A 23647-nucleotide genomic window follows, 5' to 3' on the forward strand; every position below is an offset into this window, starting at 1 on the left:
ACAATCCGGCGCATGCATACTCGAAATTTTGACCTGATTGCTTTCGACTGGGACGGAACGCTTTACGACTCCACCCAGATCATCGTGCGCTGCATCCAGGCAGCCGTTTGCGATGTGGGCGGCAGGCAGCCGACCCCGGAAGCCGCCGCCTATGTCATCGGCCTGGGCCTGATGGAGGCGTTGGCCCATGCCGCACCCGACGTTTCGCCCGACAAATACCCGGAGCTCGGCGCGCGCTACCGTCACCATTACGCCAGCCATTTCAATGACCTGAGCCTGTTTGAAGACGTCTTGCCATTGCTGGACGCGCTCAAGGCCCGTGGTCATTTGCTGGCGGTGGCGACCGGTAAGTCACGGCGCGGGCTTGACGAAACCCTGCAAAGCGTTGAGCTCAAAGGCGTTTTTGACGGCTCGCGCACCGCCGACGAAACCGCCGGCAAGCCCGATCCACTGATGCTGCATGAACTGATGGCGCAGTTTGACCTGCCAGCCAGCAGGATATTGATGATCGGCGACACCACGCACGACCTGCAGATGGCGCTGAACGCCGGCTGCGCCAGCGTCGGCGTGAGTTATGGCGCGCATGAGCCGTCTACGTTTACCGTTCTGAACCCGCTGCATGTGGCGCATTCGGTGCAGGGCCTGCACCAATGGCTGCTGGCTAACGGCTGATGGCAGCTTGACGCCATGGACGAGGCGCTGCCGCTTTGCAACAGCCGCGAGTTGGCAGAGGGCGGGCTGGCCGTGGGCTTTGACGTCGTCTACGCCGGTCAGACCTGCCGCGCGTTCGCCATCCGTTTTCAGGGCCTGCCGCAGGCCTACCTGAACCGCTGCACCCACGTGGCAATGGAACTGGACTGGCTGCCCAACCGGGTGTTCGACGACAGCGGCCAATGGCTGCTGTGCGCCAGCCACGGTGCGGCCTATCGGCCTGATACCGGGCAGTGTGCTGGCGGTCCGTGCCGTGGAGGACTGGTCAAGGTCATGCTTTCCGAGCAGGCCGGTGTGGTTTATTGGCACGCTGCCTACAACCTCAAGCCCTTGCCGTTTTAAATACTTCTCTAAACTAGCCCCATGAACGATTCCAACCGACCCGGTAATTCCGACCCCTCCTATGATGCGTCCCGGGAGCCGGGATTCTCGCCCGACCCGTTGCAACCCACTGCCCTGCAGGCGAAAGAGAACGCCGCATCGAAAGGAAAGTCCTCTCCAGCGGATGCGTCCAGCGTTCCCGGCTGGGAACGCGGAACGCTGGAAAAGCTGGTCTTTGCCACGCTCAATGAGCAAAAGTCCACGCGCCGATGGAAAACTTTTGTGCGTCTGTCCTGGCTGCTGTTTTTTGTCGTATTGCTCTGGATGGCGCTGCAGCGCGGCACCCCGGCCATCGACGCCAGCGTGCCACACACCGCCGTGATCGAGATCAAGGGTGAAATTGCCCAGGGTGCCGACGCCAGCGCCGAGTTTGTCAACGCTGCCTTGCGCACGGCATTTGAGGACGAGGGTTCCAAGGCGATCGTGCTCTTGATCAATTCTCCCGGCGGCAGCCCGGTGCAGGCCGGCATGATGAATGACGAAATCTTGCGCCTGAAGGCCAAGCACAAGAAGCCGGTCTATGCCGTAGTGGAGGAAAGCTGTGCATCGGCTGCTTATTACATTGCCGTGTCCGCCGACCAGATTTTTGTCGACAAGGCCAGCATCGTCGGCAGCATCGGCGTGCTGATGGACGGCTTTGGCTTTACCGGCCTGATGGACAAGCTTGGGGTGGAGCGCCGTTTGTTGACAGCCGGTGAGAACAAGGGGTTTCTCGACCCTTTCAGCGCGCAAAGCGACAAGCAGCGAGCCTTCGCCCAGAGCATGCTGGACCAGATTCACCAGCAGTTCATTGCGGTGGTCAAGAAAGGGCGCGGCAGCCGTCTGAAGGAAACGCCCGAGATGTTCTCCGGGCTTTTCTGGAGCGGCCAGCAGGCGGTGGAACTCGGCCTGGCAGATCAACTTGGCAATCTCGACTATGTCGCCCGCGAGGTCGTCAAGGTGGAGGAAATCATTGATTACACACGCCGCGACAACGTGGCCGAGCGCCTGGCCAAGAAGTTTGGTGCTGCCATGGGCGAGGGTGCAATGAAGGCCTTCCAAGCCATTCCTGCGCTCCGTTAAACAGGCCGAGCAAAAAAGCCCGTGCAAGTCGCGGGTTTTTTTGCGTCTTTTCAATGCGCAGATGGATCAACGGCCAATGCAGAAAACAGTCGGTAAATCGAGCGGCAGCAATGGCTTGTCGCGTTTCCAGTGGCTGGCCAGCGCACTTCGCGATGCACCGCTGGCCAGCGTGATGCCGCAACTCAGGGCGAGCCGGGTGTTGCCCTGCAGGGTTTGCAGCAGGCTCTGCAGCAAGGCGGCATTGCGGTAAGGCGTTTCAATGAAAATCTGCGTCTGGCCCGTTTTCAGGGCCAGCGATTCGAGTTCGCGGATGCGCTGGGCGCGGCCGGAAGGGTCTTGCGGAAGGTAACCAACGAACGCAAAGTTCTGTCCGTTCAGCCCACTTGACGCCAGCGCCAGTACCAGAGACATCGGGCCCGTCAGCGGCACCACCAGAATACCCAGATCGTGCGCAGCACGCACCACAGAGGAGCCCGGGTCGGCAATCGCCGGCATGCCGGCTTCGCTGACTAGGCCCACATCGCGGCCCTCCATGGCGGCAAGCAGCAGTGGGCGGGCATCAAAGTGGCCGGTATGGTCGCCTTTCTTGTGGACTTCGCGCGGCAGCTCTTGTATGTGCAGCGCTTGGACCGGCGAGGACAAAGGGTGCAATTCGTTGATGCGCTTGAGGTAGGCCCGCGTGCTTTTGGCATTCTCGCAAATCCAGCAGCACAGCCGGGCGGCAATTTCCAGCGTGCCCGGGGGCATCACGTCGTGCAGCGGTGCCTGCTCGTCGCAGCCGAAATCCAGCGGTGCCGGCACCAGGTAGAGTTTGCCTTTGGCGATGCTCATGGGGCGGCCTTTCGGTTTGCCAGCAGCACGATGCCGCCAGCCTGGATCATCTTGCAGGTGCGAATCAGCGGCAGGCCGATCAGTGCGGTCGGGTCGTCGCTGTCAATCGATTCAAGCAGCGCAATGCCCAGTCCCTCGCTTTTGGCACTGCCGGCACAATCGTAGGGCTGCTCGGCACGCAGGTAATTTTCAATTTCTTCATCGTTCAAATCGCGAAACTTCACCCGGACGGCTGCCAGCGCGGTTTGCTCGAAACCGCTTTCCAGACACACCACCGCGACCGCTGTTTGAAAAATAACGGTCTGGCCGCGCATCTGGCGCAACTGAACGACCGCCCGTTCATGGTTGCCCGGCTTGCCCAGCGCGAGCCCGTTCAGGTCCGCCACCTGATCGGAACCGATCACGACCGCTTGAGGAAAGTTTTTGGCCACGGCATACGCCTTGGCGAGCGCCAGGCGTGCGGCCAGAACATCGGGCGCTTCTTGCGGCAGCGGTGCTTCGTCCACCTCTGGCGCGGCCACCTCGAAGGGGATTTGCAGGCGCTGGAGCAACTCGCGCCGGTAAGGCGAAGTGGAGCCCAGCACCAGTGGCCGACCTGCCGCAGGGCGGGTTGCGGGCAGACCGGGTTTTTCGGGGGTGGCAGGTGAAGGAAGGGTCGCAGGATTCATGCACTGATTCTCTTACACTGCACGCATGTCCAAATCTCATCACGCCACCCGGCTGAACATGCAAGCCTTTGCCCGCGAAGGCGTTCCGCTCATCGAAACCATTCCGCTACAAAATATGGAGCGCCTTGCGCAGGAGGCACAAGCGCTGGCGCCTGATTTGATGCTCAAGTGGGAAGCCCGCGCCGAGTTGCGCCCCGGTTCGGCCGCAGAAGAAGATGTCTGGCTGCATCTGGGGGCCAACACATCGGTTCCGCTGACTTGCCAGCGCTGCATGGGCACAGTGGCCACGCCGCTGGAGGTTAACCAGTGGTACCGCTTTGTGGCCACTGAAGAGATCGCCATGGCCGAGGATGACGAGTCCGAGGAGGACCTGCTGGTCATGGAGCCGCATTTCGACCTGCTGGCGGTGCTGGAGGATGAACTCCTGATGGCGCTGCCGCTGGTGCCGATGCACGAGGAATGTCCTGTGACACCGGTCATGCAGGTCGGCGAGGATGCGCTGGCTGGTGGAACTGGCGGGGGAAACAAGCTAAGCGAGAACGGCGAAGAAGCTTTCTCAGGCGAAAAGCCCAATCCCTTTGCAGTCCTGGCCCAGCTGAAAAAGAAAAACCAGTAGCCATTTGCATTTTTTCGGGGGATGCCGCGCAAGGCTTTCAGGGCAGTCCTGTGACGGTCAGAGTCACCAAAACTGGAGGCCCTGCCGTATCGGGCTATAATCCAAGGCTTCGCGTACCAAGGTAGTGATGCTGGATTCTGTAGCTTGAACAGGGCAATGCAGTTCACCAGACTTCGAAATTTGGTGCGAAATTTACCAACACTATCACCCCTAGCAGGAGCGAATCATGGCTGTCCAGCAAAACAAAAAGTCCCCTTCCAAGCGCGGTATGCACCGCTCGCACAACGCACTGAATGTGCCAGGCATCGCCGTGGAGCCCACCACTGGTGAAATCCACCTGCGTCACCACATCAGCCCCACCGGTTTTTACCGTGGCCGCAAGGTGCTGAAAACAAAAGCTGAAGCGTAATTTCACGTTCCAAGCAATGGCCCGCACTCATCCTGCGGGCCTTTCTTTTGCCTAAATTTTCATTCTTCAGGAGGCCGGGCCGCGCATGATCAGGATTGCTGTCGACGCCATGGGAGGCGATATCGGTCCCGATGTCACCCTTGCGGCCAGTCTGGCCTTTTTGCGGGCACACCCGGACGCCGAACTGTTGTTGGTGGGCCAGCCTGCGGTGCTTGCCGCCCATCCCCTGCATGCCGAGTTGCTGACCCAGAGCCGATGCGAGATCGTTGCCGCCAGCGAAGTCGTCACGATGGACGATTCGATTGAAGTTGCCCTGCGCCGCAAGAAGAATTCCTCGATGCGCGTGGCCATCAACCAGGTCAAGGAGGGGCGCGCGCAGGTCGCCGTCTCGGGCGGCAATACTGGCGCGCTGATGGCAATTGCCCGATATGTGCTTAAAACACTTGAAGGCATTGACCGCCCCGCCATTGCGTCCCAGTTGCCCAATGCAGCCGGCAAGGCCACCACGATGCTTGATTTGGGCGCCAATGTGGACTGCACCGAAGAGCATTTGCTGCAGTTTGCGGTGATGGGTTCGGCGCTGGTCGCGGCTATTTCCGACATTCCCTCGCCAACGGTGGGCCTGCTCAACATCGGTGAGGAAGCCATCAAGGGCGGCGACATGATCAAAAAGGCCGGCCGTCTGCTGCGGGCCGCTTCCGATTCGGGAGACATCAATTTTTATGGAAATGTTGAAGGTAACGACATTTTCAAGGGTACGACCGATCTGGTCGTGTGTGACGGTTTTGTCGGCAATGTGGCGTTGAAAAGCAGCGAAGGCCTGGCCCACATGATCGGCGACTACATCAAGGCTGAATTTTCCCGCAACTTGCTGACCAAGATGGCCGCGCTGGTGGCCTATCCGGTGTTGTCTGCCTTTAAAAAGCGCTTTGACCACAGGCGCTACAACGGTGCGGCCCTGCTCGGCCTGCGCGGCCTGGTCTTCAAAAGCCATGGCTCGGCGGACGCTTTTGCATTCGAGCAGGCCTTGGGCAGGGCTTATGATGCAGCCCGGAACAACTTGCTGGAAAGGGTGCGCGAACGCATTGCCCATGCAGCGCCCCTGCTGGTAGCCGCCCGAGGGGCGGAGTCCACCGACGACGCACAGGCAGCTTCCGGCCTGCCTGTCGAATTCCCTGTTTCAACCCCGGCACATTAATCCAATGACCCGCTATTCACGCATCACCGGCACCGGCAGCTTTCTGCCGCCGAATCGTTTGACCAATGCCCAACTGGTCGCCGACCTGGCCGCCAGGGGCGTCGAAACCTCTGACGAATGGATTGTCGAACGAACCGGTATCAGTGCGCGTCACTTTGCCGCGCCTGATGTGACCTGCAGCGACCTCGCGCTTGAGGCGTCCAGGCGCGCCATCGACGCCGCCGGACTGCAAGCTGCCGACATCGACCTGATCATCGTCGCGACCTCGACGCCGGACATGGTGTTTCCTTCGGTTGCCTGCATCCTGCAGCACAAGCTGGGAATAGCCGGTTGCCCGGCTTTTGACATGCAGGCGGTCTGTAGTGGTTTTGTTTACGCCTTGAGTGTGGCCGACGCCATGATCAAGAGCGGCGCGGCGAGCAAGGCCCTGGTGGTCGGTGCCGAAGTGTTTTCGCGCCTCCTCGATTTTTCCGACCGCACGACCTGCGTGCTTTTTGGCGACGGTGCCGGAGCGGTGGTGCTGGAAGCCTCGCAAACTCCGGGAATTCTGGCCAGCGATCTGCATGCCGATGGAAAGTATGTTGGCATCCTGTGCGTTCCCGGCCATGTTTCGGGTGGCCAGGTGATCGGCAGCCCGCTCCTCACCATGGACGGCAAGGCGGTTTTCAAGCTGGCTGTCGGGGTGCTTGAAAGTGCTGCCCGCGCCACCCTTGCCAAGGCGGAACTCACCGAAGCCGATATTGACTGGCTGATTCCCCACCAGGCCAACCTGCGCATCATGCACAGCACGGCCAAAAAACTGAAACTCCCGTTGGAAAAACTGATCGTCACGGTGGACCAGCACGGTAACACCTCGGCAGCTTCTATCCCACTGGCATTGGACGAGGCGGTCCGCAGCGGCAAGGTCAAAAAGGGGGACGTCGTCATGCTGGAAGGCGTCGGCGGCGGTTTCACTTGGGGTGCCGTGCTTCTCAAGTACTGAAATGGTTTTTTGCTGCGCTGCGTCCAAGGGCGCTTGCCTTTCTGGCAGGGGGCTGTTTGAACTTTAGCCGATCACATTTTGCTCTCCGCATGAATTTGCTGGCGGCGCTGGCGTTGACAGTTATTTTTCTTCTTGCCGGCTGGAAAATTGCCTACCGCGTGCCCGCAGATGATTTTCTGCTAATGCCCCGGCAGGAACTGTCTGCAACAAAGGTTTTGCCGTCGGTGCAGACTGCCGCTCCCGCAGTGGTCGCGCCTGTCCGTCAAGCTTCGCCAGATGGCCGTTTCGGGTTTAATGCTCGCTTTGTATCTTCTTCACCGGGGCGGGCTGTGCATGCCGCGTCGCTGGTCGAACTGCGTGACGGCCGTTTGCGCGCTGTCTGGTTTTCAGGTTCGAGGGAAGGGGCGAGGGATGTGGTCATCAAGACCGCCGTGATGGACGCGGCATATCAGCAGTGGGGTGAGGAGACAACGCTCCTGGACCGCCAGCACCTGCAGCAGGGCTTGTGGCGGTATGTCAAAAAAATTGGCAATCCGGTGATTGCCCGAATGCCTGACGACTCGCTCATGCTGTGGATGGTCAATGTCTCGCTGGGTGGCTGGGCGGGCAGTTCCATCACCTGGCTTCGCTCCACTGACGACGGCCTGTCCTGGAGCCTTCCTGCAAGATTGGTGACTTCGCCTTTCCTCAACATCAGCACGCTTGCCAAGGGCGCACCGATTTTTTACCAGAATGGGCAGATCGGCTTGCCGGTGTACCACGAGTTCGTGACCAAGTTCGCTGAAATACTGCGCATCAGTCCCCAGGGGCGCATGCTCGACAAAACGCGTGTTCCAGGCAGCCAGACCAGCCTGCAGCCCGTGGTGCTGGTGAGCAGTGCCCGCGAGGCACAAATTTACATGCGCTCTGGCAAGAGCACCGCCGTGATGGCATCCGAAACAGTTGATGCAGGAAAAACCTGGTCGGCAACCCATGCAACCCCCTGGCCGAACCCCGATTCAGCGCTCGCCGGTGTCGTGACTGCTTCAGGCCAGCAGTGGCTTGCCCTGAACCCGAAACCGAAAAATCGTGAAATGCTGGCGCTGCTGCAGGCCAATGCAGCAGGCTCGTTCGAGGGGGCGGTGCCGTGGGTCGTGGAATCATCCCCTGCGCCTGAAACGCCTTTGTCGGTCAGCGACTACGAACGCCTGCTGGGCGATGAACTCCGCAAGCAAGGTGCCAGCCAGGACCAAACCCAGGCGGATATTGCCAGCGCCAAACGCCAGCTGTGTGCTGCAACCACCTGTCTGCAGGAGTTTTCTTACCCCTACCTGCTGCAAAGCCGGGATGGCTATCTGCATCTGGTTTACACCTGGCACCGCAGCCGCATCAAGCATGTCCGGCTCGATCCCCGGCAAAATCTTCAACCTGACATGAGCCACCATGCTGATTCCGCCGCTCACTGATCTGGTGGCCCTGCTGGGCATTGACCTGGTGCTGTGCGCAGCCGGCCTGCGCCTGCTGGCAAGCCGCACCGGTGTGACCCAGTGGGTCAAATGGGCCCTGATCGCCTGTTTTTTGTTGTTGTGGCTTCCTTTTGGCGCCGCACAGTTGCCGCTGCTAGCTTATGTCAGGGGTGTCAGTTCCGATCTGAGTACAACGCTGGTAGCACTTGCCTGTTTGAGCCTATGCCGGCGCCTGTTTGACTGGCCTGCCGTGGCTGAGTCTGAAAAGATGGCTGTATATGGGGCCCTTGCCGTGGCTGCGGCCGTGCTGTATCCAGCCGCCTTGGGATGGGGTGACTGGGATGCCTATCGGCCAGGATGGGGCTCATTTGGCATGCTGGGCATTTTGCTGATGCTGTCGCTTGCCTGCTGGGTGGCCGGCTTGCGGCTGCTGCCGGGGCTGGTCGGCCTGGCACTGCTCGCCTGGGTCGCAGGATGGATGGAGTCAAACAATCTTTGGGACTACCTGATGGACCCTTGGCTGGCGATTATGGCCATGATTCATTGCATCAAAACTGGCCTGAGGGGGGTGTTGCACTGGTACAGGCTTCGCGTCTTGGCTGCCGTGCCTTCGCTGCCTTGATGCACTGTAAAAACAACCTGTTCTGCAGGCTATACACCTTTCTACAATGAGCGCAATTCTCACCATGCGATTGATAACCGGAGTCATCATTTGAAATCATTTGCTTTTGTTTTTCCTGGCCAGGGCTCCCAGGCGGTTGGGATGCTGGACGCCTGGGGCGACCACCCGGTTGTGGTCCAGGCCCTGGCTGAAGCCTCTGACGCGCTGACTGAAGATATCGGCCAGCTTATCAAGAGCGGCCCCAAGGAAGCGCTGGCACTGACCACCAATACCCAGCCGGTCATGCTGGTCGCTGGTGTGGCGGCTTACCGGGTGTGGATGGCGGAAATCGGTGTGGCGCCGACTGCAGTTGCCGGCCACTCGCTTGGCGAATACTCGGCACTGGTTGCATCCGGCGTGCTAAGCCTGACGCAGGCTGTGCCGCTTGTCCGCTTCAGGGCGCAAGCGATGCAGGACGCCGTGCCTGTCGGCATGGGCGCTATGGCTGCCATCCTGGGCATGGATGCCACCAGAGTCATTGATGGTTGCGCTGAAGCTGTGCGGACATTTGGCGCCAATACGGCTGAAATCGTGGAAGCCGTCAATTTTAACGACCCAATGCAAACCGTGATTGCCGGCAGCAAGGCGGCGGTGGACAAGGCCTGTGAAATCCTCAAGGCAAGTGGTGCCAAACGGGCGTTGCCCTTGCCTGTGTCAGCGCCGTTTCACTCCAGCCTGATGAAGCCGGCCGCTGACAGGCTCAAGGAGCAGCTTGCGCGCATCGAGTTTGCAAATCCGCGATTTCCCGTCATCAACAATGTGGATGTCGCTGTCGAAACCGATCCTGACCGCATCCGTGATGCGCTTTACCGCCAGGCCTTTGGTCCGGTGCGCTGGGTCGAATGCGTGCAAGCCATCAAGGCAAAAGGCCTGGCAACACTGGTTGAGTGTGGGCCGGGCAAGGTTCTGGCGGGTCTCTCAAAACGCGTTGATCCCGAATTGATCGGGGTGCCTTTGTTCGATCCTGCCTCGCTGGTTGCGGTGAAGGAGCTGCTGGAATGAGCGAAATAATATTTGAAGGACAGACGGCGCTGGTGACGGGCGCCTCGCGCGGCATTGGCGCAGCCATTGCGCTGGAACTCGCAAAAAGGGGTTTGAAGGTCATCGGCACTGCCACCACCGACGAAGGTGCCGCCAAAATCAGCCGTACGCTGACGGCCTATCCGGGCTGCTCCGGACAGGTTCTCGATGTGAACGACGGCGCTGCTGCCGAAGCATTGGTTAACCGTATCGTCACAGAACTGGGCGGCTTGCACGTGCTGGTCAACAATGCCGGTATCACCCGCGACATGCTTGCCATGCGCCTGAAAGATGACGACTGGGACGCGGTGCTTGACACCAACTTGAAGGCGGTTTTTCGCATGAGCCGGGCCGTGATGCGTTGCATGATGAAGCAGCGCTACGGCCGCATCATCAGCATCACTTCGGTAGTGGGCGCTTCGGGAAATGCAGGGCAGGCCAATTACGCTGCTGCCAAGGCAGGCGTGGCGGGCATGACGCGTGCGCTCGCGCGTGAACTGGGTTCGCGAAGCATCACCGTCAATTGCGTGGCGCCAGGCTTTATCGAAACTGACATGACGGCCCGCTTGCCTGAGGAACAACAAAAATCACTGCTCGGACAAATTCCGCTTGGCCACCTCGGCAAGCCTCAGGATATTGCGCATGCTGTGGCTTTTCTGGCCAGTCCGCAGGCTGCCTACATTACGGGGCAAGAACTTCATGTCAACGGCGGAATGTATATGTAAAAGCAACAGAGTTTGAACTGCAACATGGGCAAGCCGACCTGTCAGGCCTGTGCCTGACAGTGTTAAAAACACAGGAAATCGAAGCCGGTTCCTATCCGTCCGGCGCGGTGCTTGGGAAGACACTCCCAACGCGGTAAAATCACGGATTAATTTACAACCCTCAGAGGGATTTATGAGCGATATCGAAGCACGTGTTAAGAAAATCATTGCCGAACAACTTGGCGTTGAAGAAGGTCAAGTTACCAGCGAAAAGTCCTTTGTGGCTGACCTGGGCGCTGATTCCCTTGACACCGTAGAGCTGGTCATGGCACTCGAAGACGAGTTTGGCATTGAAATTCCCGACGAAGACGCCGAGAAAATCACCACCGTCCAGAACGCGATCGACTACGCCAACACCCATCACAAGGCCTAAGGCATTTACGCCTTTGCCGCCATCCACCTGAAAAGCCAGTTTTGGTCTTTCAGGTTTTTTTCCAGGATTACTGAATGAGCCGTCGTCGTGTCGTCGTCACAGGTCTGGGTTGTGTCAGCCCGGTAGGAAATACCGTTGCTGATTCCTGGGCCAACGTGCTTGCCGGAACACCCGGTATTGACCTGATCACCCATTTTGATGCGAGCAACCTAGCCTGCAAATTCGCAGGCGAAGTCAAGGGATTCAATATCGCGGATTACATCCCCGAGAAAGAAGCCCGGCACATGGACCGTTTCATCCATCTGGGCTTGGCTGCAGCCTGTCAAGCGGTAGCCGACAGTGGTTTGCCAACCGGCGACGCCTTGGACGACGATCTGGCAACCCGTATCGGCTGCAACATCGGCTCGGGCATTGGCGGATTGCCGCTGATCGAGCGCATGCATGGCGAACTGGTGGAACGCGGCCCGCGCCGTATTTCACCTTTCTTTGTACCGGCCACCATCATCAACATGATCTCCGGACACGTGTCAATCAAGTTCGGTTTCAAGGGCCCCAACATCGCTGTCGTGACAGCATGCACGACGGGATTGCATGCCATTGGGTTGTCGGCGCGCATGATCGAGTATGGCGACTGCGATGTGATGATTGCTGGCGGGGCTGAAGCCACGGTTTCGGCGCTCGGCGTGGGCGGCTTTGCAGCGGCCCGGGCGCTGTCGACCCGCAATGACGACCCGAAAACAGCGTCTCGCCCCTGGGACAGGGACCGTGATGGCTTCGTGCTGGGTGAAGGCAGTGGCGTGGTCGTGCTCGAAGAATACGAACACGCCAAGGCGCGTGGCGCCAAGATTTACGCTGAAGTGCTGGGTTTTGGCATGAGTGCCGATGCCTATCACATGACGGCTCCCGACATCGACGGCCCGCGCCGTTCCATGGCCATGGCCCTGAAAAATGCAGGCGTCAATGCGGACCAGGTTCAGTACCTCAATGCGCATGGCACGTCCACGCCGCTGGGCGATCTGAACGAAACCAACGCCATCAAGGCCGCCTTTGGTGCCCATGCCAAGGACAAGCTGGTGGTCAGTTCGACCAAGTCCATGACGGGCCATTTGCTCGGAGGCGCTGGCGGCATCGAATCGGTGTTCACTGTGCTTGCGCTGCATCACCAGAAAATTCCGCCAACCATCAATTTATTCAACCAGGACCCTGAGTGCGATTTGGACTTCTGCGCCAACACCGCGCGTGACGCCACCATCGACATTGCTGTCAAAAACAACTTTGGCTTTGGTGGAACCAACGGCACCCTGGTATTCAAGCGCGTCTGAGAGCAACAGGACTTTCTTCGGCAGCACCGGCTTCAGCACGAACTGCCTTGAACCGCCACAACGCCCCGCCAGTGGTCTATCCGCTTGGGCGGTCTTCTTTTCTGCGCGGCGTGTTGCTGGTGTTCTGGGTTTCTGGCCTTTTGTCAGTGTTGCTGTGGTGGAACGTCATGCGGCAGTTTGACTGGCGCTTGCTGTTGGCGGGATTTTCGGTGCTGCTTGCAGGTATTGCGGCACGAATTACCTGGAAAAACCTTCCGGGCGGCCTACTGGCGTGGGACGGCCATGTCTGGCGCTGGGAAAGTCCTGGTTATCAAACTGGCGAGAGCGAGCACGCGCTGTCGATAGTGGCTGATTTTCAGCAGCGGCTTTTGTTGCGGCTGGAAAATCAGGCTGGCGCCAGTTTATGGCTTTGGGTTGAGCAAAACGCCATGCCCGAGCGTTGGCTGGATTTACGCCGTGCCGTGTATTCCCCGCACAGGTCGCATATTTCCCTGCCTAAGCACGATTTTGTGCCTGCCGAACCTTCCGGCTCGCCGCCAGCGGCTGTGGCGCCATCGAAAACTATGCAATTCCATCATGTTTCTCAGGTCAAGCGATGAGCGATGACCTTCTCCCGCTTGCCGTCGATAAGCCCGCTGACAGTGATGCGCTGCTGGTCGAGCGCACAGTCGCGGGCGACCAGAAGGCATTTGAACTGCTGGTCATCAAATACCAGCGGCGTATTCAGCGCCTGATCGGGCGCATGGTCCGCGATGTGGACCTGGTGGAAGACATTGCACAAGAAACCTTCATACGGGCTTATCGCGCATTGGGACAATTCAGGGGAGAGGCGCAGTTCTACACCTGGCTTTACCGGATCGCCGTCAATACGGCCAAGAAAGCCCTGATGGACCTGAAGCGAAATCCGACTGTTTCTGAAAATGCCTATAAATCCGACGATGACGATGAAACTTCCCGCGTCGAAAACGAACTAACCAGTCCTGAGACCCCTGAAACGGTGCTGGCCAGCAAGGAAATTGCCCACATCATCAACCAGGCGATGCAGGATTTGCCGGATGAATTGCGCGAAGCGATTACCTTGCGGGAAATCGAAGGTTTGAGTTATGAGGAGATATCCGAAGCCATGAATTGTCCGATTGGCACGGTACGGTCACGAATTTTCAGAGCCCGCGAGGCGATTTCTGCAAAGGTCAAACCCTTGCTGGAAAACCAGACCGGCAAACGTTGGTGAGTTCGTTGTCGTTGCATAGTCATTCGCCAGCCCAGGCAGTCAGTGAACAGAACCGGCAGACCCGCTGCCCATAAAATATCATGAAATCACGCATGAATACCCCCGAACTTCTTTCTGCAATGGCGGATGGCCAGTTGGACGAGCAGGATTTTTCCGCCGCGCTTGAGGCATGTGGCCAAGATGATGCTTCGCTTGACTGCTGGAATACTTATCACCTGATTGGTGACTTCCTGCGTTCGCCGGCCAATCCGCATGCGCCTTCCCTGATGGTGGGTGGCGAAACCGGGTTTGCCAGCCGGCTCACCGCACGAATTGCGCGGGAGACTGTTGCCCCTGTGGTGATTCCATTTGCAGGGTTGCCAGCTTCTGCCGACATTCTTCATCACCGTGGTCCGGCCTCGAACGACGGCAGTTTCCGCTGGAAACTGGTGGCAGGTGTGGCGTCACTGGCCGCTGTTTCTGCCATTGCATGGAATGCGTCCGGGCTGTTGGCGCCGCAAGTGTCCGGGCAGCAACTGGCACAGTCTTCCGCTGCGCAAATCGTGGTCACGTCGCCGCAAGGGCCTGTGGTGCGAGATGCCCGTCTGGAAGAGTTGCTCGCAGCGCATCGGCAGTTCGGAACGGCTTCGGCCTTGCAGGAGTCTTCAGGATTCTTGCGCAATGCCACTTTCGAAACGTCACGCAACGCACAGGCCACCAGCGCCCGTTAAGTGCCAGAAAACTTCCTGAAATCCATGATTTTTAAGTATTTTAGGCTTCTTCCGCTTGTCCTGTATGGACTGTTTGCTATGAATTATGTAGCTGCGCAAGTTCTGCCGGTTGCCGTGCAGCCCACGGCATCGGCTGAAGAAGTGCGCAGCTTGAACGACTGGCTGATGCGAATGCACCAAGCCTCCATCAATCGCACCTATGTGGGAACCTTTGTGGTGTCGGCGGGTGGCAACATGTCCAGTGCCAAAATATGGCATGTCTGCGAAGGGACGCAGCAGGTAGAGCGAATCGAAACACTGACCGGTGCGCCGCGTTCCATCTTTCGGCATAACGACCAGATGACAACCTTCATGCCAGACCACAAAGTGGTGCGCACTGAAAAAAGGGAGTCGCTAGGCTTGTTTCCCCAATTGTTCCAGTCGGCCGACAGCCGCATTGCCGACTTCTACAGGTTTCGGCAGGAAGGTCTGGAACGGGTGGCGGGCGTTGACGCCGACATCATCACGCTGATTCCCAAGGATCGGCTGCGGTTCGGCTACCGCGTCTGGAGTGAGCGAAAAAATGGCTTGATCGTTAAGCTCCAAACGCTCGATACCGACGGCAAAGTGATTGAACAAGCGGCATTTTCCGAGCTTCAGCTAGACGCACCTGTAAGTATGAGCCAACTCATCCAGATGATGGGCAAGGTGCAGGGCTACCGTCTTGACAAGCCCGAGTTGGTCAAGACAACGGCCGCCGCCGAAGGCTGGGGACTGAAGACGCCTGTGGCCGGTTTCAATCCCATGAGCTGTTACCAAAGGCCGGCTTCGAGCACGGACAATGGAGCAAAGGGCGCTACCGGTGATGGCCCGCTGCAATGGATTTTTTCAGATGGTCTGGCGTCGGTGTCGATTTTTGTGGAGCCATTCGATCCGCGGCGACATGTGCGCGAGTCCACGCTTTCGTTGGGCGCTACCCAGACGCTGACGCGACAGCTTGATACCCATTGGATCACTCTGGTGGGTGAGGTTCCTGTCCCGACGCTGCAACTGTTTGTCAGCGCGCTGGAGCGTAAAAAGTAAGAACCTGGCGCCGTGGTCGAAAAATCATCGGTTTCTTGTGGCCTAGTTGCTCGTTCTGGTCTTGCAAATTGCCATCGAACTGTTTGTTTTGAAAATTTGCTGATTAGCTGGTTTGCGTGATAAATCTCTATTGATAACAAGGCTGAAAATGCGTGAATTGAATCTTAAACCGTTGCGCCCTTACTTGGCTGCATGCCTGATGGCCCTGGCTGCGACAAGCTCTGTGCTGCCGCTGACGCCGGTATGGGCACAAACCCGGACATTGCCGGACTTCACTGACCTGGTCGACGAGGTGGGGCCGTCTGTGGTAAACATTCGCACCCTTGAACGAGCCAAGGCGTCGGCTACCACGAGTGGCATTGACGAGCAGATGCTGGAGTTCTTCAAGCGTTTCGGCATTCCCGTGCCCCCCAATATGCCGCGCGGACCACGCGCTGAGCCGGGTCAGCCGGGTCAGCCGGATGAAAACCAGCCGCGTGGGGTCGGTTCCGGATTTATCCTGACGGCTGATGGCTATGTCATGACCAATGCGCATGTGGTCGACGGAGCGGACGAGGTGCTGGTCACCCTGACCGACAAGCGCGAATTCAAGGCAAAGATCATTGGTGCCGACAAGCGCACCGACGTTGCCGTGGTCAAGATCGAAGCCACCGGCTTGCCAGCCGTCAAGATTGGCGACATCAGCCGCTTGCGCGTGGGCGAATGGGTGATGGCCATCGGTTCGCCATTCGGGCTTGAAAACACCGTGACGGCGGGCATTGTCAGCGCCAAGCAGCGCGATACAGGCGACTACCTGCCTTTCATCCAGACCGACGTGGCCATCAATCCCGGTAATTCGGGCGGTCCGCTGATCAACATGCGCGGCGAAGTCGTTGGCATCAACAGCCAAATCTATTCACGTTCGGGTGGCTTTCAGGGTATCTCGTTTTCAATCCCCATTGATGAGGCAACGCGCGTATCTGAGCAACTCCGCATCAATGGCAAGGTGACGCGCGGCCGGATCGGCGTGCAGATCGACCAGGTCACCAAGGACGTGGCCGAAGCCATTGGACTTGGCAAGGTGCAGGGCGCTTTGGTGCGCGGTGTCGAAAGCGGCGCGCCTGCTGAAAAAGCAGGCATTGAAGCAGGTGACATCATCACGAAGTTTGAGGGCAAGTCGATTGACAAGGCCAGCGACCTGCCGCGCATGGTGGGCAGCATTAAACCCGGTACCCAGGTGACGGTCACTGTGTTTCGGCGTGGCGCCAGCAAGGATCTGTCCGTCACGATTGCCGAGGTGGACGCCGACAAGCCGGTGCGCGCTGCTGCGAAGTCAGAGTCCAAGCCGCCCGTGGCTGGCCCTGCACAGGCTGTAGGTCTTTCGGTCAGCGAGATCACTGAAGCGCAGAAAAAGGACCTCAATGTGAAGGGCGGCGTCAAGATCGATGTGGCCGATGGCGCAGCAGCGCGCGCTGGACTGCGCGAAGGCGACGTGATCGTTTCAATTGCCAATGCTGAAGTGACTGGCGTCAAGGGTTTTGAGGCGGCGCTGTCGAAAATTGACAAGACCAAAAACATCACCATGCTTGTTCGTCGCGGTGAACTGGCGCAATTTGTGATCATCCGGCCGGCGCGCTGAATACTTGCTGCACAGCCTCAAGACCGGTTTGGCAATGAGGCTCGTTACAATGCAGCAGCATTTCAGCAGTTTTCCATACCGGCGGTTGCACAGTTTTCTGGCCAGTTGAAAAGGTTCAAACATAACGTGTAGCCTGGCAAGGTCAGCAACGGCAGATGCTGAAACGGGTCGCTCCCGGCTTTTTGCCTACAATGAAGCTCCAACTTTCGCAGTTGCCATAGAGGGTTGGTTCAGGGCGCGTCATTGCAAGACGCGCCTTTTTTTATGCTCGTGGGTGTGGTCTGTTTGTTTTTCTGCAATATTTTCAAGTAATTAGGCGTTTTTGTTGATGAATCACATCCGAAATTTTTCGATCATTGCGCACATTGATCATGGCAAGTCCACGCTGGCAGACCGGCTGATCCAGCGCTGCGGTGGCCTGCAGGACCGCGAGATGAGTGCTCAGGTGCTCGATTCGATGGACATTGAAAAAGAGCGTGGCATCACGATCAAGGCGCAGACTGCTTCGCTCAAGTACAAGGCGGTTGACGGCCAGATCTACAACCTCAATTTGATCGACACGCCGGGCCATGTCGACTTTTCCTATGAAGTCAGCCGTTCGCTGTCAGCCTGCGAAGGGGCGCTGTTGGTGGTTGATGCCAGCCAAGGTGTCGAAGCGCAGACCGTTGCCAACTGCTACACCGCGCTGGACCTGGGCGTAACAGTGGTGCCGGTACTTAACAAGATGGACCTGCCGCAAGCAGATCCTGACAACGCCAAGCAGGAAATCGAGGAAGTCATTGGCATCGATGCCACCGACGCGATTCCGTGCAGCGCCAAGACAGGCATGGGTATTGACGAGATCCTCGAAGCCGTGGTCGCCCTGATTCCGCCTCCGAAGGGAAACCCTGACGCCGCCTTGCGCGCAATGATCATCGACAGCTGGTATGACGCCTACGTCGGCGTGGTCATGCTGGTGCGGGTCGTCGATGGCCGCCTGGCCAAGGGCGACCGCATCAAACTGATGGCCAGCGAAGCCACCTACAACGCCGAGCAGCTTGGCGTGTTCACGCCACACACTGAACCGCGCCAGTCGCTGGAAGCTGGCGAAGTGGGCTTCGTGATTGCTGGCATCAAGGAATTGCAGGCTGCGCGTGTCGGCGACACCGTGACGCTGATCAAAGGCGGCAGCGGCGGCGCCGCCTTCACCGCGACCCAGGCGCTTCCGGGTTTCAAGGAAATCCAGCCGCAGGTGTTTGCCGGTCTGTACCCGTCGGAAGCCAGTGAATACGAGTCGCTGCGCGATGCGCTGGAAAAGCTCAAGCTCAACGACGCTTCGCTGCATTACGAGCCCGAAGTCAGTGAAGCGCTGGGTTTTGGCTTTCGCTGCGGCTTTCTGGGCCTGCTGCACATGGAAATCGTCCAGGAGCGGCTGGAGCGCGAGTTCGACCAGGACCTGATCACCACCGCACCCAGCGTCGTCTATGAAGTGCTCAAGTCCGATGGCGAAATCATCCGGGTCGAAAATCCGTCGAAAATTCCCGATGGCGGACGCGTTAACGAGATTCGTGAACCCATCGTCACGGTTCACCTCTACATGCCGCAAGACTATGTCGGTGCCGTCATGACGCTCGCCAACCAGAAACGCGGCGTGCAGCTGAACATGGCCTACCACGGCAAGCAGGTCATGCTGACCTACGAAATGCCGCTGGGTGAAATCGTGCTCGACTTTTTCGACAAGCTCAAATCGGTGTCGCGCGGCTATGCGTCGATGGACTACGAGTTCAAGGAGTTCCGCGCCTCCGACGTGGTGAAGGTCGATATCCTGCTCAACAGCGAGAAGGTCGATGCGTTGTCGATCATCGTTCACCGCAGCCAGTCAGCGTACCGGGGCAGGGCCGTGGTCGCCAAGATGCGCGAGATCATTTCACGCCAACAGTTCGATGTGGCAATCCAGGCAGCCATCGGCGCCAACATCATTGCCCGCGAGACCATCAAGGCCTTGCGCAAGAACGTGATCGCCAAGTGCTACGGCGGTGACATTTCCCGCAAGAAAAAGCTTCTCGAGAAGCAAAAGGCAGGCAAGAAGCGTATGAAACAAATCGGTTCGGTGGAAGTGCCTCAAGAGGCATTCCTGGCTATCTTGCAGGTGGAAGACTGATGCGCGGCGCGATGAGTTCCATCACCGCCCTGGTGTTGGCAGCATTTGTCGGCTATGGCGCCGCCTGGTACTTTGGCATGGTCGAAGGCAACTTTTCTGCCCTGCTGTTCCTGGCCGCTGTAGTGACCGGCATTTACTGGGTGGCCGAGCGGCTTTATTTCCTGCCACAGCGGCGCAAGGCCGTCGCTGCGCTGGATGCAAATGCCGTCCTGCGCCAGGCCGAACTGGCCAAAATGGGCATTAACCAGGTGGATGACAACACCCAGGAGGCCAGAAGCCGGCTGATCATGCAGCCCTGGTGGCTGGACTGGACCGCCGGTTTGTTCCCGGTGATCATCATCGTTTTCCTGCTTCGTTCTTTTTTGTTCGAGCCGTTCAAGATACCGTCGGGTTCGATGATCCCGACGCTGCTGGTCAACGACCTGATTCTGGTGAACAAGTTTCATTACGGAGTGCGCTTGCCGGTGATCAACCGCAAGATACTGGACAACCACAGTCCCGAGCGTGGCGACGTCATGGTATTTCGTTACCCGCCCAAGCCCAGCCTGGACTACATCAAGCGCGTGGTCGGCATTCCTGGCGACGAGGTGGCCTACCTGAACAAGAAGCTCACCATCAATGGCAAGCCGCTGCCCAAAGTGGCTCTCCCTGATTTTTTCGATGTCGATTCGATGCGTTATGCCAAGCAGTTCGAGGAAACCAATGGCGAGCGGAAATACCGGCTTCTCAATGACGACGACCGCCCCTCCTTCATCGCTGGCGCCGATAATTTTCCCTACCGGGACAATTGCCGTTACAGCACCGAAGGCGTGGTGTGCAAGGTGCCCGAAGGGCACTATTTCATGATGGGCGACAACCGCGACAATTCGCTGGATTCGCGCTACTGGGGCTTTGTTCCCGAGCAGAATATTGTCGGCAAGGCATTTTTCGTCTGGATGAACTTTGGCAATCTCAAGCGCATCGGTTCCTTTGATTGAGTGTGAAACTGCTGACGCGTCAATAGCTTAAAAAGCCTTTCTTCATGAACTTTCTCTGGAATCCGTCTCAATGAAACACAAGCAACGTGGTATTTCCTTCATCGGCCTGCTGTTTTTCGGCGTCATTGCAGCCTGCGTCTTCATTTTGGGCGCGCAGGTGCTTCCAACACTGATTGAATTCCAGGCCATCACCAAGGCGGCGAACAAGGCCACATCGGGCAGCACAGTGCCTGAAGTCAGGGCGATCTTTGACAAGGCCGGGCAGATCGACGACATCCACTCTATTTCCGGCAAGGACCTGGACGTGACGAAAGAGGGCGACAAGACGGTGGTGGCTTTTGCCTACACGCGTGAAATTCATTTGGCCGGACCTGCTTATCTGCTGCTGAAGTACAGCGGACGATCCAAATAAGGTGGTGCGTACCGCTTCTCCCCCCAGTCCTGCCCTGCAGGCGCTGCAAAAGCGCCTGCAGCACGAATTCGCCAATCCCAGGCTGCTTGCCCAGGCGCTGACACACCGCAGCTTTTCTTCGGATCACAACGAACGTGTCGAATTCCTGGGCGATTCCGTCCTCAATCTGGCTGTGGCCGGATTTCTGTACGAGCAATTGAGCGAACTGCCCGAAGGCGATCTCTCACGCGTTCGGGCCAATCTGGTCAAGCAGGACACATTGCACCATCTGGCTGTGGTGCTGGGCTTGCCCGATTTGCTGCGGCTGGGCGAAGGCGAGGCCCGTTCCGGTGGCAAGAACCGGCCGTCCATGCTGGCCGATGCGCTTGAAGCCGTGATCGGTGCGGTCTATCTGGATGCCGGTTACGACAAGGCCGACCAACTGGTGCGCCGCCTGTTCAAGGATGTGCAGGTGAACCCGCAAATGAAAGCCATTGGCAAGGACCCGAAAACCGAATTGCAGGAGTGGCTTCAGGGGCGCAAAATGCGACTTCCCGCCTACAGGGTAGTTGGCACCCTGGGGGCGGCGCACCAGCAGACTTTTGAAGTGGAATGCGAAATCGCCGAATTCAGCCGCGCCGAACGCGGTACCGGCATTTCACGGCGCGCTGGTGAACAGGCCGCTGCCAGTGCCATGCTGGTCTACGTCAAGACACTGCCCGCCTGAGCATTTTTTTGCCAATGCCGCCTCTGGCTGGTCACCCAACACGATTGAATTGATTATGAGTACCGAAAAAAAAGAATCCACCCCACCTGCCGACTTGCCCCAAGGCGATCAAACGGCAGCATCTCCTGCAGCGCCCGAGCCTGCCCAGAGCCAGGACGCCATCGACGCCATGCTTGCCCAGGCAACAGCTTCGCGCGGCGCGGCTGTACCGGCGGACAATGGTGCGCAGAGCCTGCCGCCCGTGGGCGAGCAGCGTTGCGGCCTGATTGCCATCGTCGGCAAGCCTAACGTCGGCAAATCCACCTTGCTCAATGCGCTGGTCGGCCAGAAGGTCAGCATCACCTCGCGCAAAGCGCAGACCACGCGCCACCGCATCACCGGCATGCGCACGCGCGCCGCGACGCAGTTTGTGTTTGTCGATACACCGGGTTTTCAGACACGGCATGGCAATGCGCTGAACCGTTCGCTGAACCGTACGGTGGTTGGCGCCGTCAATGACGTGGACCTGATTGTTTTCGTGGTGGAAGCCGGCCAGTTCAACCTGGCCGATGCCAAGGTGCTGGCGCTGCTGCCAGAAAAAACACCGGCCATTTTGCTGGCCAACAAGTTTGACCTGATTCACCGCCGCGCTGAAATTGCGCCTTGGCTGCGCGCCATGCAGGAACGGCATAACTTTGCCGAATTCGTGCCGATGTCGGCCAACAATGCCAAGGACGTCGAGCGCCTGTTCGGGATTTGTGAAAAATACCTGCCGGTGCAGCCGTGGATGTATGGCGCGGATGAACTGACCGATCGCAGCGACCGCTTCATGGCTGCCGAGATCATCCGGGAAAAGCTGTTTCGCCTGACCGGCGACGAGCTGCCCTACACCTCGACCGTCATCATTGACCAATATGAGGAAGAGGGCAATCTGCGCAAGATTGCCGCGACCATCGTCGTCGAGCGCGACGGCCACAAGGGCATGATCATTGGGGAGAAGGGCGAGAAGCTCAAGCGCATCGGCACTGAGGCACGGCATGAACTCGAAGCCCTGACCGGCGGCAAGGTGTTTTTGGAGATCTGGGTCAAGGTCCGATCCGGCTGGGCGGATGACGAGGCACGCGTCAAGACCTTCGGGTATGAGTGATAGAGCCCCCACGCTCCCCGCTTCGCGTGGTTCGCTGCCCCCCGAGGGGGCCGCTGCGCCTGCGGTCCGGCGAAGCCGGTCCCGCGGCCCCTGCTTGGGAAGATGCACCCCCACGCTCCCCGCTTCGCGTGGTTCGCTGCCCCCCGAGGGGGCCGCTGCGCCTGCGGTCCGGCGAAGCCGGTTCCGCGGCCCCTGCTTGGGAAGATGCACCCCCACGCTCCCCGCTTCGTGTGGCTTCCTGCCCCCCGAGGGGGCCGCTGCGCCTGCGGCCCGGCAGAGCCGGTTCCGCGGCCCTTGCTTGGGAAGATGCACCCGACGGTCGCCCACTGCGTGTGGCTTCCTGTCCCCCCGAGGGGGCTGCTGCGCCTGCGGTCCGGCGAAGCCGGTCCCGCGGCCCCTGCTTGGGAAAATGCAGACCCTGCTTGCCACTTCTACGTGATCGCTTGACCTGACACCTCCACCTTGGCTGCCCAACGCATCAACAATGAACCCGCCTATGTGCTGCACCGTTACGACTGGAGCGAGTCCAGCCTGATCCTGGATGTGTTCACCCGTCACTACGGCCGGGTGGCGCTGGTGGCGCGCGGTGCCAAGAAACCCAGTTCCAGTTTCCGGCCGATTTTGCTGCCCATGCAGCCGCTGCATGTCGCATTTGGCGGCGATGCGGAAATCCGCAACCTCAAGAGTGCTGAATGGCAGGGTGGCCATGTCATGCCAAGTGGCGATGCGCTGCTTTCGGGTTATTACCTGAACGAGTTACTGATGCGCCTGCTGGCCCGGGACGACCCGCATCCACTGCTGTTTGATGCCTATGCCGCCACGGTCCAGCTGCTTGCCAGCCAGAATACCGAAACGCTTCAGCTGGCGCTGCGTGCTTTCGAGTTGCGCCTGTTGCAGGGGATTGGCTTGCTGCCCCGGCTGGATGCCGAAACCGCAACCCTGGCGCCGCTGGCTGCGCAGCAGCGTTATGTGCTGGTTGCCGAGGCCGGTCTGCGGCCCGTCCATGACGATGACCGCTTCAGCCTGAGCGGCGAACACTGGCAGGCGCTGCAGCAGTCGCTGGGTGAAAAAGCGCTGTTTACCGACACGCTGCGGGCCTGTGTGCCGGCCGCCAATGAACTCAAAATACAGCTGCGTGCCTTGCTGCACTACCATTGTGGTGTCAGGGTTTTGAAAACCCGGCAGATGATGATGGACCTGCAAGCCCTTTAACGATTTATTC

The 23647-nt window shown here is 58.9% G+C and carries 26 protein-coding genes; 24 read left to right on the forward strand and 2 right to left on the reverse strand.

Annotated elements, in window-relative coordinates:
• The first annotated feature begins 12 nt into the window (after window positions 1-12).
• From H4V98_RS07685 to H4V98_RS07695, 3 genes are read left to right on the forward strand one after another with little or no spacing between them, the layout of a single operon-like run.
• Window positions 13-672: an HAD-IA family hydrolase gene (locus H4V98_RS07685; RefSeq protein WP_196861681.1), complete on the forward strand. Its 660-nt coding sequence runs from the start codon at window positions 13-15 to the stop codon at window positions 670-672.
• A gap of 15 nt (window positions 673-687) precedes the next feature.
• Window positions 688-1053 (forward strand): Rieske 2Fe-2S domain-containing protein, encoded by a 366-nt coding sequence (locus H4V98_RS07690; protein WP_196861682.1) that lies wholly within the window; start codon window positions 688-690, stop codon window positions 1051-1053.
• Between the two features lie 21 nt (window positions 1054-1074).
• Complete coding sequence (locus H4V98_RS07695) at window positions 1075-2154, forward strand: S49 family peptidase (RefSeq protein ID WP_196861683.1); 1080 nt, start codon at window positions 1075-1077, stop codon at window positions 2152-2154.
• A 66-nt stretch (window positions 2155-2220) separates the two neighbouring features.
• Here the strand turns inward: H4V98_RS07695 and H4V98_RS07700 are convergent, their stop codons facing one another.
• Window positions 2221-2985 carry an SAM-dependent methyltransferase gene (locus tag H4V98_RS07700; RefSeq protein ID WP_196861684.1) on the reverse strand — a complete coding sequence of 255 codons (765 nt, stop codon included), beginning with the start codon at window positions 2983-2985 and terminating at the stop codon, window positions 2221-2223.
• Window positions 2982-3653 carry a Maf family nucleotide pyrophosphatase gene (locus H4V98_RS07705; protein WP_196861685.1) on the reverse strand — a complete coding sequence of 224 codons (672 nt, stop codon included), beginning with the start codon at window positions 3651-3653 and terminating at the stop codon, window positions 2982-2984. Before H4V98_RS07705 ends, H4V98_RS07700 begins: the two co-directional genes overlap by 4 nt.
• A 25-nt stretch (window positions 3654-3678) precedes the next feature.
• Here H4V98_RS07705 and H4V98_RS07710 point away from each other — a divergent pair, with 25 nt between their 5' ends.
• From H4V98_RS07710 to recO, 21 genes are all read left to right on the forward strand, one after another.
• Window positions 3679-4269 (forward strand): YceD family protein, encoded by a 591-nt coding sequence (locus H4V98_RS07710; protein ID WP_196861686.1) that lies wholly within the window; start codon window positions 3679-3681, stop codon window positions 4267-4269.
• 226 nt (window positions 4270-4495) lie between these two features.
• The gene (gene rpmF, locus H4V98_RS07715; RefSeq protein WP_029525548.1) at window positions 4496-4678 is read left to right on the forward strand and encodes a 50S ribosomal protein L32; all 183 of its coding nucleotides are present in this window, start codon (window positions 4496-4498) and stop codon (window positions 4676-4678) included.
• 85 nt (window positions 4679-4763) lie between these two features.
• A complete protein-coding gene (gene plsX, locus H4V98_RS07720) occupies window positions 4764-5876 on the forward strand; it encodes a phosphate acyltransferase PlsX (RefSeq protein WP_196861687.1) in 1113 nt (370 codons plus the stop codon).
• Between the two features lie 4 nt (window positions 5877-5880).
• A complete protein-coding gene (locus H4V98_RS07725) occupies window positions 5881-6858 on the forward strand; it encodes a beta-ketoacyl-ACP synthase III (protein WP_196861688.1) in 978 nt (325 codons plus the stop codon).
• An 89-nt stretch (window positions 6859-6947) separates the two neighbouring features.
• Window positions 6948-8303 carry a sialidase family protein gene (locus H4V98_RS07730; RefSeq protein ID WP_231374298.1) on the forward strand — a complete coding sequence of 452 codons (1356 nt, stop codon included), beginning with the start codon at window positions 6948-6950 and terminating at the stop codon, window positions 8301-8303.
• Window positions 8281-8925: a hypothetical protein gene (locus tag H4V98_RS07735; RefSeq protein ID WP_196861689.1), complete on the forward strand. Its 645-nt coding sequence runs from the start codon at window positions 8281-8283 to the stop codon at window positions 8923-8925. The genes H4V98_RS07730 and H4V98_RS07735 overlap by 23 nt, the downstream gene beginning before the upstream one ends.
• Before the next feature lie 90 nt (window positions 8926-9015).
• Entirely contained in the window at window positions 9016-9966 is a 951-nt protein-coding gene (fabD, locus tag H4V98_RS07740) for an ACP S-malonyltransferase (protein ID WP_196861690.1), read from the forward strand.
• On the forward strand, window positions 9963-10709 hold the full coding sequence (gene fabG, locus H4V98_RS07745; protein ID WP_196861691.1) for a 3-oxoacyl-ACP reductase FabG: 747 nt from the start codon (window positions 9963-9965) through the stop codon (window positions 10707-10709). Before fabD ends, fabG begins: the two co-directional genes overlap by 4 nt.
• A 172-nt stretch (window positions 10710-10881) precedes the next feature.
• Window positions 10882-11121, forward strand: a complete 240-nt coding sequence (acpP, locus tag H4V98_RS07750; RefSeq protein WP_011802442.1) for an acyl carrier protein — start codon at window positions 10882-10884, stop codon at window positions 11119-11121.
• Window positions 11122-11195: 74 nt separating this feature from the next.
• On the forward strand, window positions 11196-12443 hold the full coding sequence (gene fabF / locus H4V98_RS07755) for a beta-ketoacyl-ACP synthase II (protein ID WP_196861692.1): 1248 nt from the start codon (window positions 11196-11198) through the stop codon (window positions 12441-12443).
• Window positions 12444-12490: 47 nt separating this feature from the next.
• A complete protein-coding gene (locus H4V98_RS07760) occupies window positions 12491-13042 on the forward strand; it encodes a hypothetical protein (RefSeq protein ID WP_196861693.1) in 552 nt (183 codons plus the stop codon).
• Window positions 13039-13674: an RNA polymerase sigma factor RpoE gene (gene rpoE / locus H4V98_RS07765; protein ID WP_196861694.1), complete on the forward strand. Its 636-nt coding sequence runs from the start codon at window positions 13039-13041 to the stop codon at window positions 13672-13674. The genes H4V98_RS07760 and rpoE overlap by 4 nt, the downstream gene beginning before the upstream one ends.
• Window positions 13675-13766: 92 nt before the next feature.
• Window positions 13767-14384, forward strand: coding sequence for a sigma-E factor negative regulatory protein (locus H4V98_RS07770; protein WP_280757415.1), 618 nt, complete (start codon window positions 13767-13769; stop codon window positions 14382-14384).
• A 78-nt stretch (window positions 14385-14462) separates the two neighbouring features.
• A complete protein-coding gene (locus tag H4V98_RS07775; protein WP_231374314.1) occupies window positions 14463-15446 on the forward strand; it encodes a MucB/RseB C-terminal domain-containing protein in 984 nt (327 codons plus the stop codon).
• A gap of 148 nt (window positions 15447-15594) precedes the next feature.
• Window positions 15595-17064, forward strand: a complete 1470-nt coding sequence (locus H4V98_RS07780) for a DegQ family serine endoprotease (protein WP_196861697.1) — start codon at window positions 15595-15597, stop codon at window positions 17062-17064.
• Window positions 17065-17392: 328 nt separating this feature from the next.
• Window positions 17393-19204 carry a translation elongation factor 4 gene (gene lepA / locus H4V98_RS07785; protein ID WP_196861698.1) on the forward strand — a complete coding sequence of 604 codons (1812 nt, stop codon included), beginning with the start codon at window positions 17393-17395 and terminating at the stop codon, window positions 19202-19204.
• A gap of 11 nt (window positions 19205-19215) precedes the next feature.
• A complete protein-coding gene (lepB, locus tag H4V98_RS07790) occupies window positions 19216-20181 on the forward strand; it encodes a signal peptidase I (protein WP_231374322.1) in 966 nt (321 codons plus the stop codon).
• Window positions 20182-20251: 70 nt separating this feature from the next.
• On the forward strand, window positions 20252-20593 hold the full coding sequence (locus H4V98_RS07795; protein ID WP_196861700.1) for a DUF4845 domain-containing protein: 342 nt from the start codon (window positions 20252-20254) through the stop codon (window positions 20591-20593).
• A 4-nt stretch (window positions 20594-20597) separates the two neighbouring features.
• The gene (gene rnc, locus H4V98_RS07800; RefSeq protein WP_196861701.1) at window positions 20598-21299 is read left to right on the forward strand and encodes a ribonuclease III; all 702 of its coding nucleotides are present in this window, start codon (window positions 20598-20600) and stop codon (window positions 21297-21299) included.
• Between the two features lie 169 nt (window positions 21300-21468).
• Window positions 21469-22425, forward strand: coding sequence for a GTPase Era (gene era / locus H4V98_RS07805; RefSeq protein WP_196861839.1), 957 nt, complete (start codon window positions 21469-21471; stop codon window positions 22423-22425).
• A gap of 462 nt (window positions 22426-22887) precedes the next feature.
• On the forward strand, window positions 22888-23637 hold the full coding sequence (recO, locus tag H4V98_RS07810) for a DNA repair protein RecO (protein ID WP_196861702.1): 750 nt from the start codon (window positions 22888-22890) through the stop codon (window positions 23635-23637).
• Window positions 23638-23647: the final 10 nt, after the last annotated feature.

The organism is Polaromonas sp. CG_23.6, assembly GCF_029892315.1.
In the GTDB taxonomy this organism is placed as follows: domain Bacteria; phylum Pseudomonadota; class Gammaproteobacteria; order Burkholderiales; family Burkholderiaceae_C; genus Polaromonas.

Excerpts from the sequence above, each read along its gene's own strand:
- fabG (WP_196861691.1), top strand. The coding sequence starts at position 9,963 with ATGAGCGAAATAATATTTGAAGGACAGACGGCGCTGGTGACGGGCGCC.
- era (WP_196861839.1), top strand. The coding sequence starts at position 21,469 with ATGCTTGCCCAGGCAACAGCTTCGCGCGGCGCGGCTGTACCGGCGGAC.
- lepB (WP_231374322.1), top strand. The coding sequence starts at position 19,216 with ATGAGTTCCATCACCGCCCTGGTGTTGGCAGCATTTGTCGGCTATGGC.
- H4V98_RS07710 (WP_196861686.1), top strand. The coding sequence starts at position 3,679 with ATGTCCAAATCTCATCACGCCACCCGGCTGAACATGCAAGCCTTTGCC.
- fabF (WP_196861692.1), top strand. The coding sequence starts at position 11,196 with ATGAGCCGTCGTCGTGTCGTCGTCACAGGTCTGGGTTGTGTCAGCCCG.
- H4V98_RS07775 (WP_231374314.1), top strand. The coding sequence starts at position 14,463 with ATGAATTATGTAGCTGCGCAAGTTCTGCCGGTTGCCGTGCAGCCCACG.
- H4V98_RS07780 (WP_196861697.1), top strand. The coding sequence starts at position 15,595 with ATGCGTGAATTGAATCTTAAACCGTTGCGCCCTTACTTGGCTGCATGC.
- H4V98_RS07705 (WP_196861685.1), bottom strand. The coding sequence starts at position 3,653 with ATGAATCCTGCGACCCTTCCTTCACCTGCCACCCCCGAAAAACCCGGT.
- H4V98_RS07735 (WP_196861689.1), top strand. The coding sequence starts at position 8,281 with ATGCTGATTCCGCCGCTCACTGATCTGGTGGCCCTGCTGGGCATTGAC.
- plsX (WP_196861687.1), top strand. The coding sequence starts at position 4,764 with ATGATCAGGATTGCTGTCGACGCCATGGGAGGCGATATCGGTCCCGAT.
- H4V98_RS07725 (WP_196861688.1), top strand. The coding sequence starts at position 5,881 with ATGACCCGCTATTCACGCATCACCGGCACCGGCAGCTTTCTGCCGCCG.
- H4V98_RS07685 (WP_196861681.1), top strand. The coding sequence starts at position 13 with ATGCATACTCGAAATTTTGACCTGATTGCTTTCGACTGGGACGGAACG.
- rpmF (WP_029525548.1), top strand. The coding sequence starts at position 4,496 with ATGGCTGTCCAGCAAAACAAAAAGTCCCCTTCCAAGCGCGGTATGCAC.
- H4V98_RS07795 (WP_196861700.1), top strand. The coding sequence starts at position 20,252 with ATGAAACACAAGCAACGTGGTATTTCCTTCATCGGCCTGCTGTTTTTC.
- lepA (WP_196861698.1), top strand. The coding sequence starts at position 17,393 with ATGAATCACATCCGAAATTTTTCGATCATTGCGCACATTGATCATGGC.
- acpP (WP_011802442.1), top strand. The coding sequence starts at position 10,882 with ATGAGCGATATCGAAGCACGTGTTAAGAAAATCATTGCCGAACAACTT.
- rpoE (WP_196861694.1), top strand. The coding sequence starts at position 13,039 with ATGAGCGATGACCTTCTCCCGCTTGCCGTCGATAAGCCCGCTGACAGT.
- H4V98_RS07690 (WP_196861682.1), top strand. The coding sequence starts at position 688 with ATGGACGAGGCGCTGCCGCTTTGCAACAGCCGCGAGTTGGCAGAGGGC.
- H4V98_RS07770 (WP_280757415.1), top strand. The coding sequence starts at position 13,767 with ATGAATACCCCCGAACTTCTTTCTGCAATGGCGGATGGCCAGTTGGAC.
- H4V98_RS07730 (WP_231374298.1), top strand. The coding sequence starts at position 6,948 with ATGAATTTGCTGGCGGCGCTGGCGTTGACAGTTATTTTTCTTCTTGCC.
- H4V98_RS07695 (WP_196861683.1), top strand. The coding sequence starts at position 1,075 with ATGAACGATTCCAACCGACCCGGTAATTCCGACCCCTCCTATGATGCG.
- H4V98_RS07700 (WP_196861684.1), bottom strand. The coding sequence starts at position 2,985 with ATGAGCATCGCCAAAGGCAAACTCTACCTGGTGCCGGCACCGCTGGAT.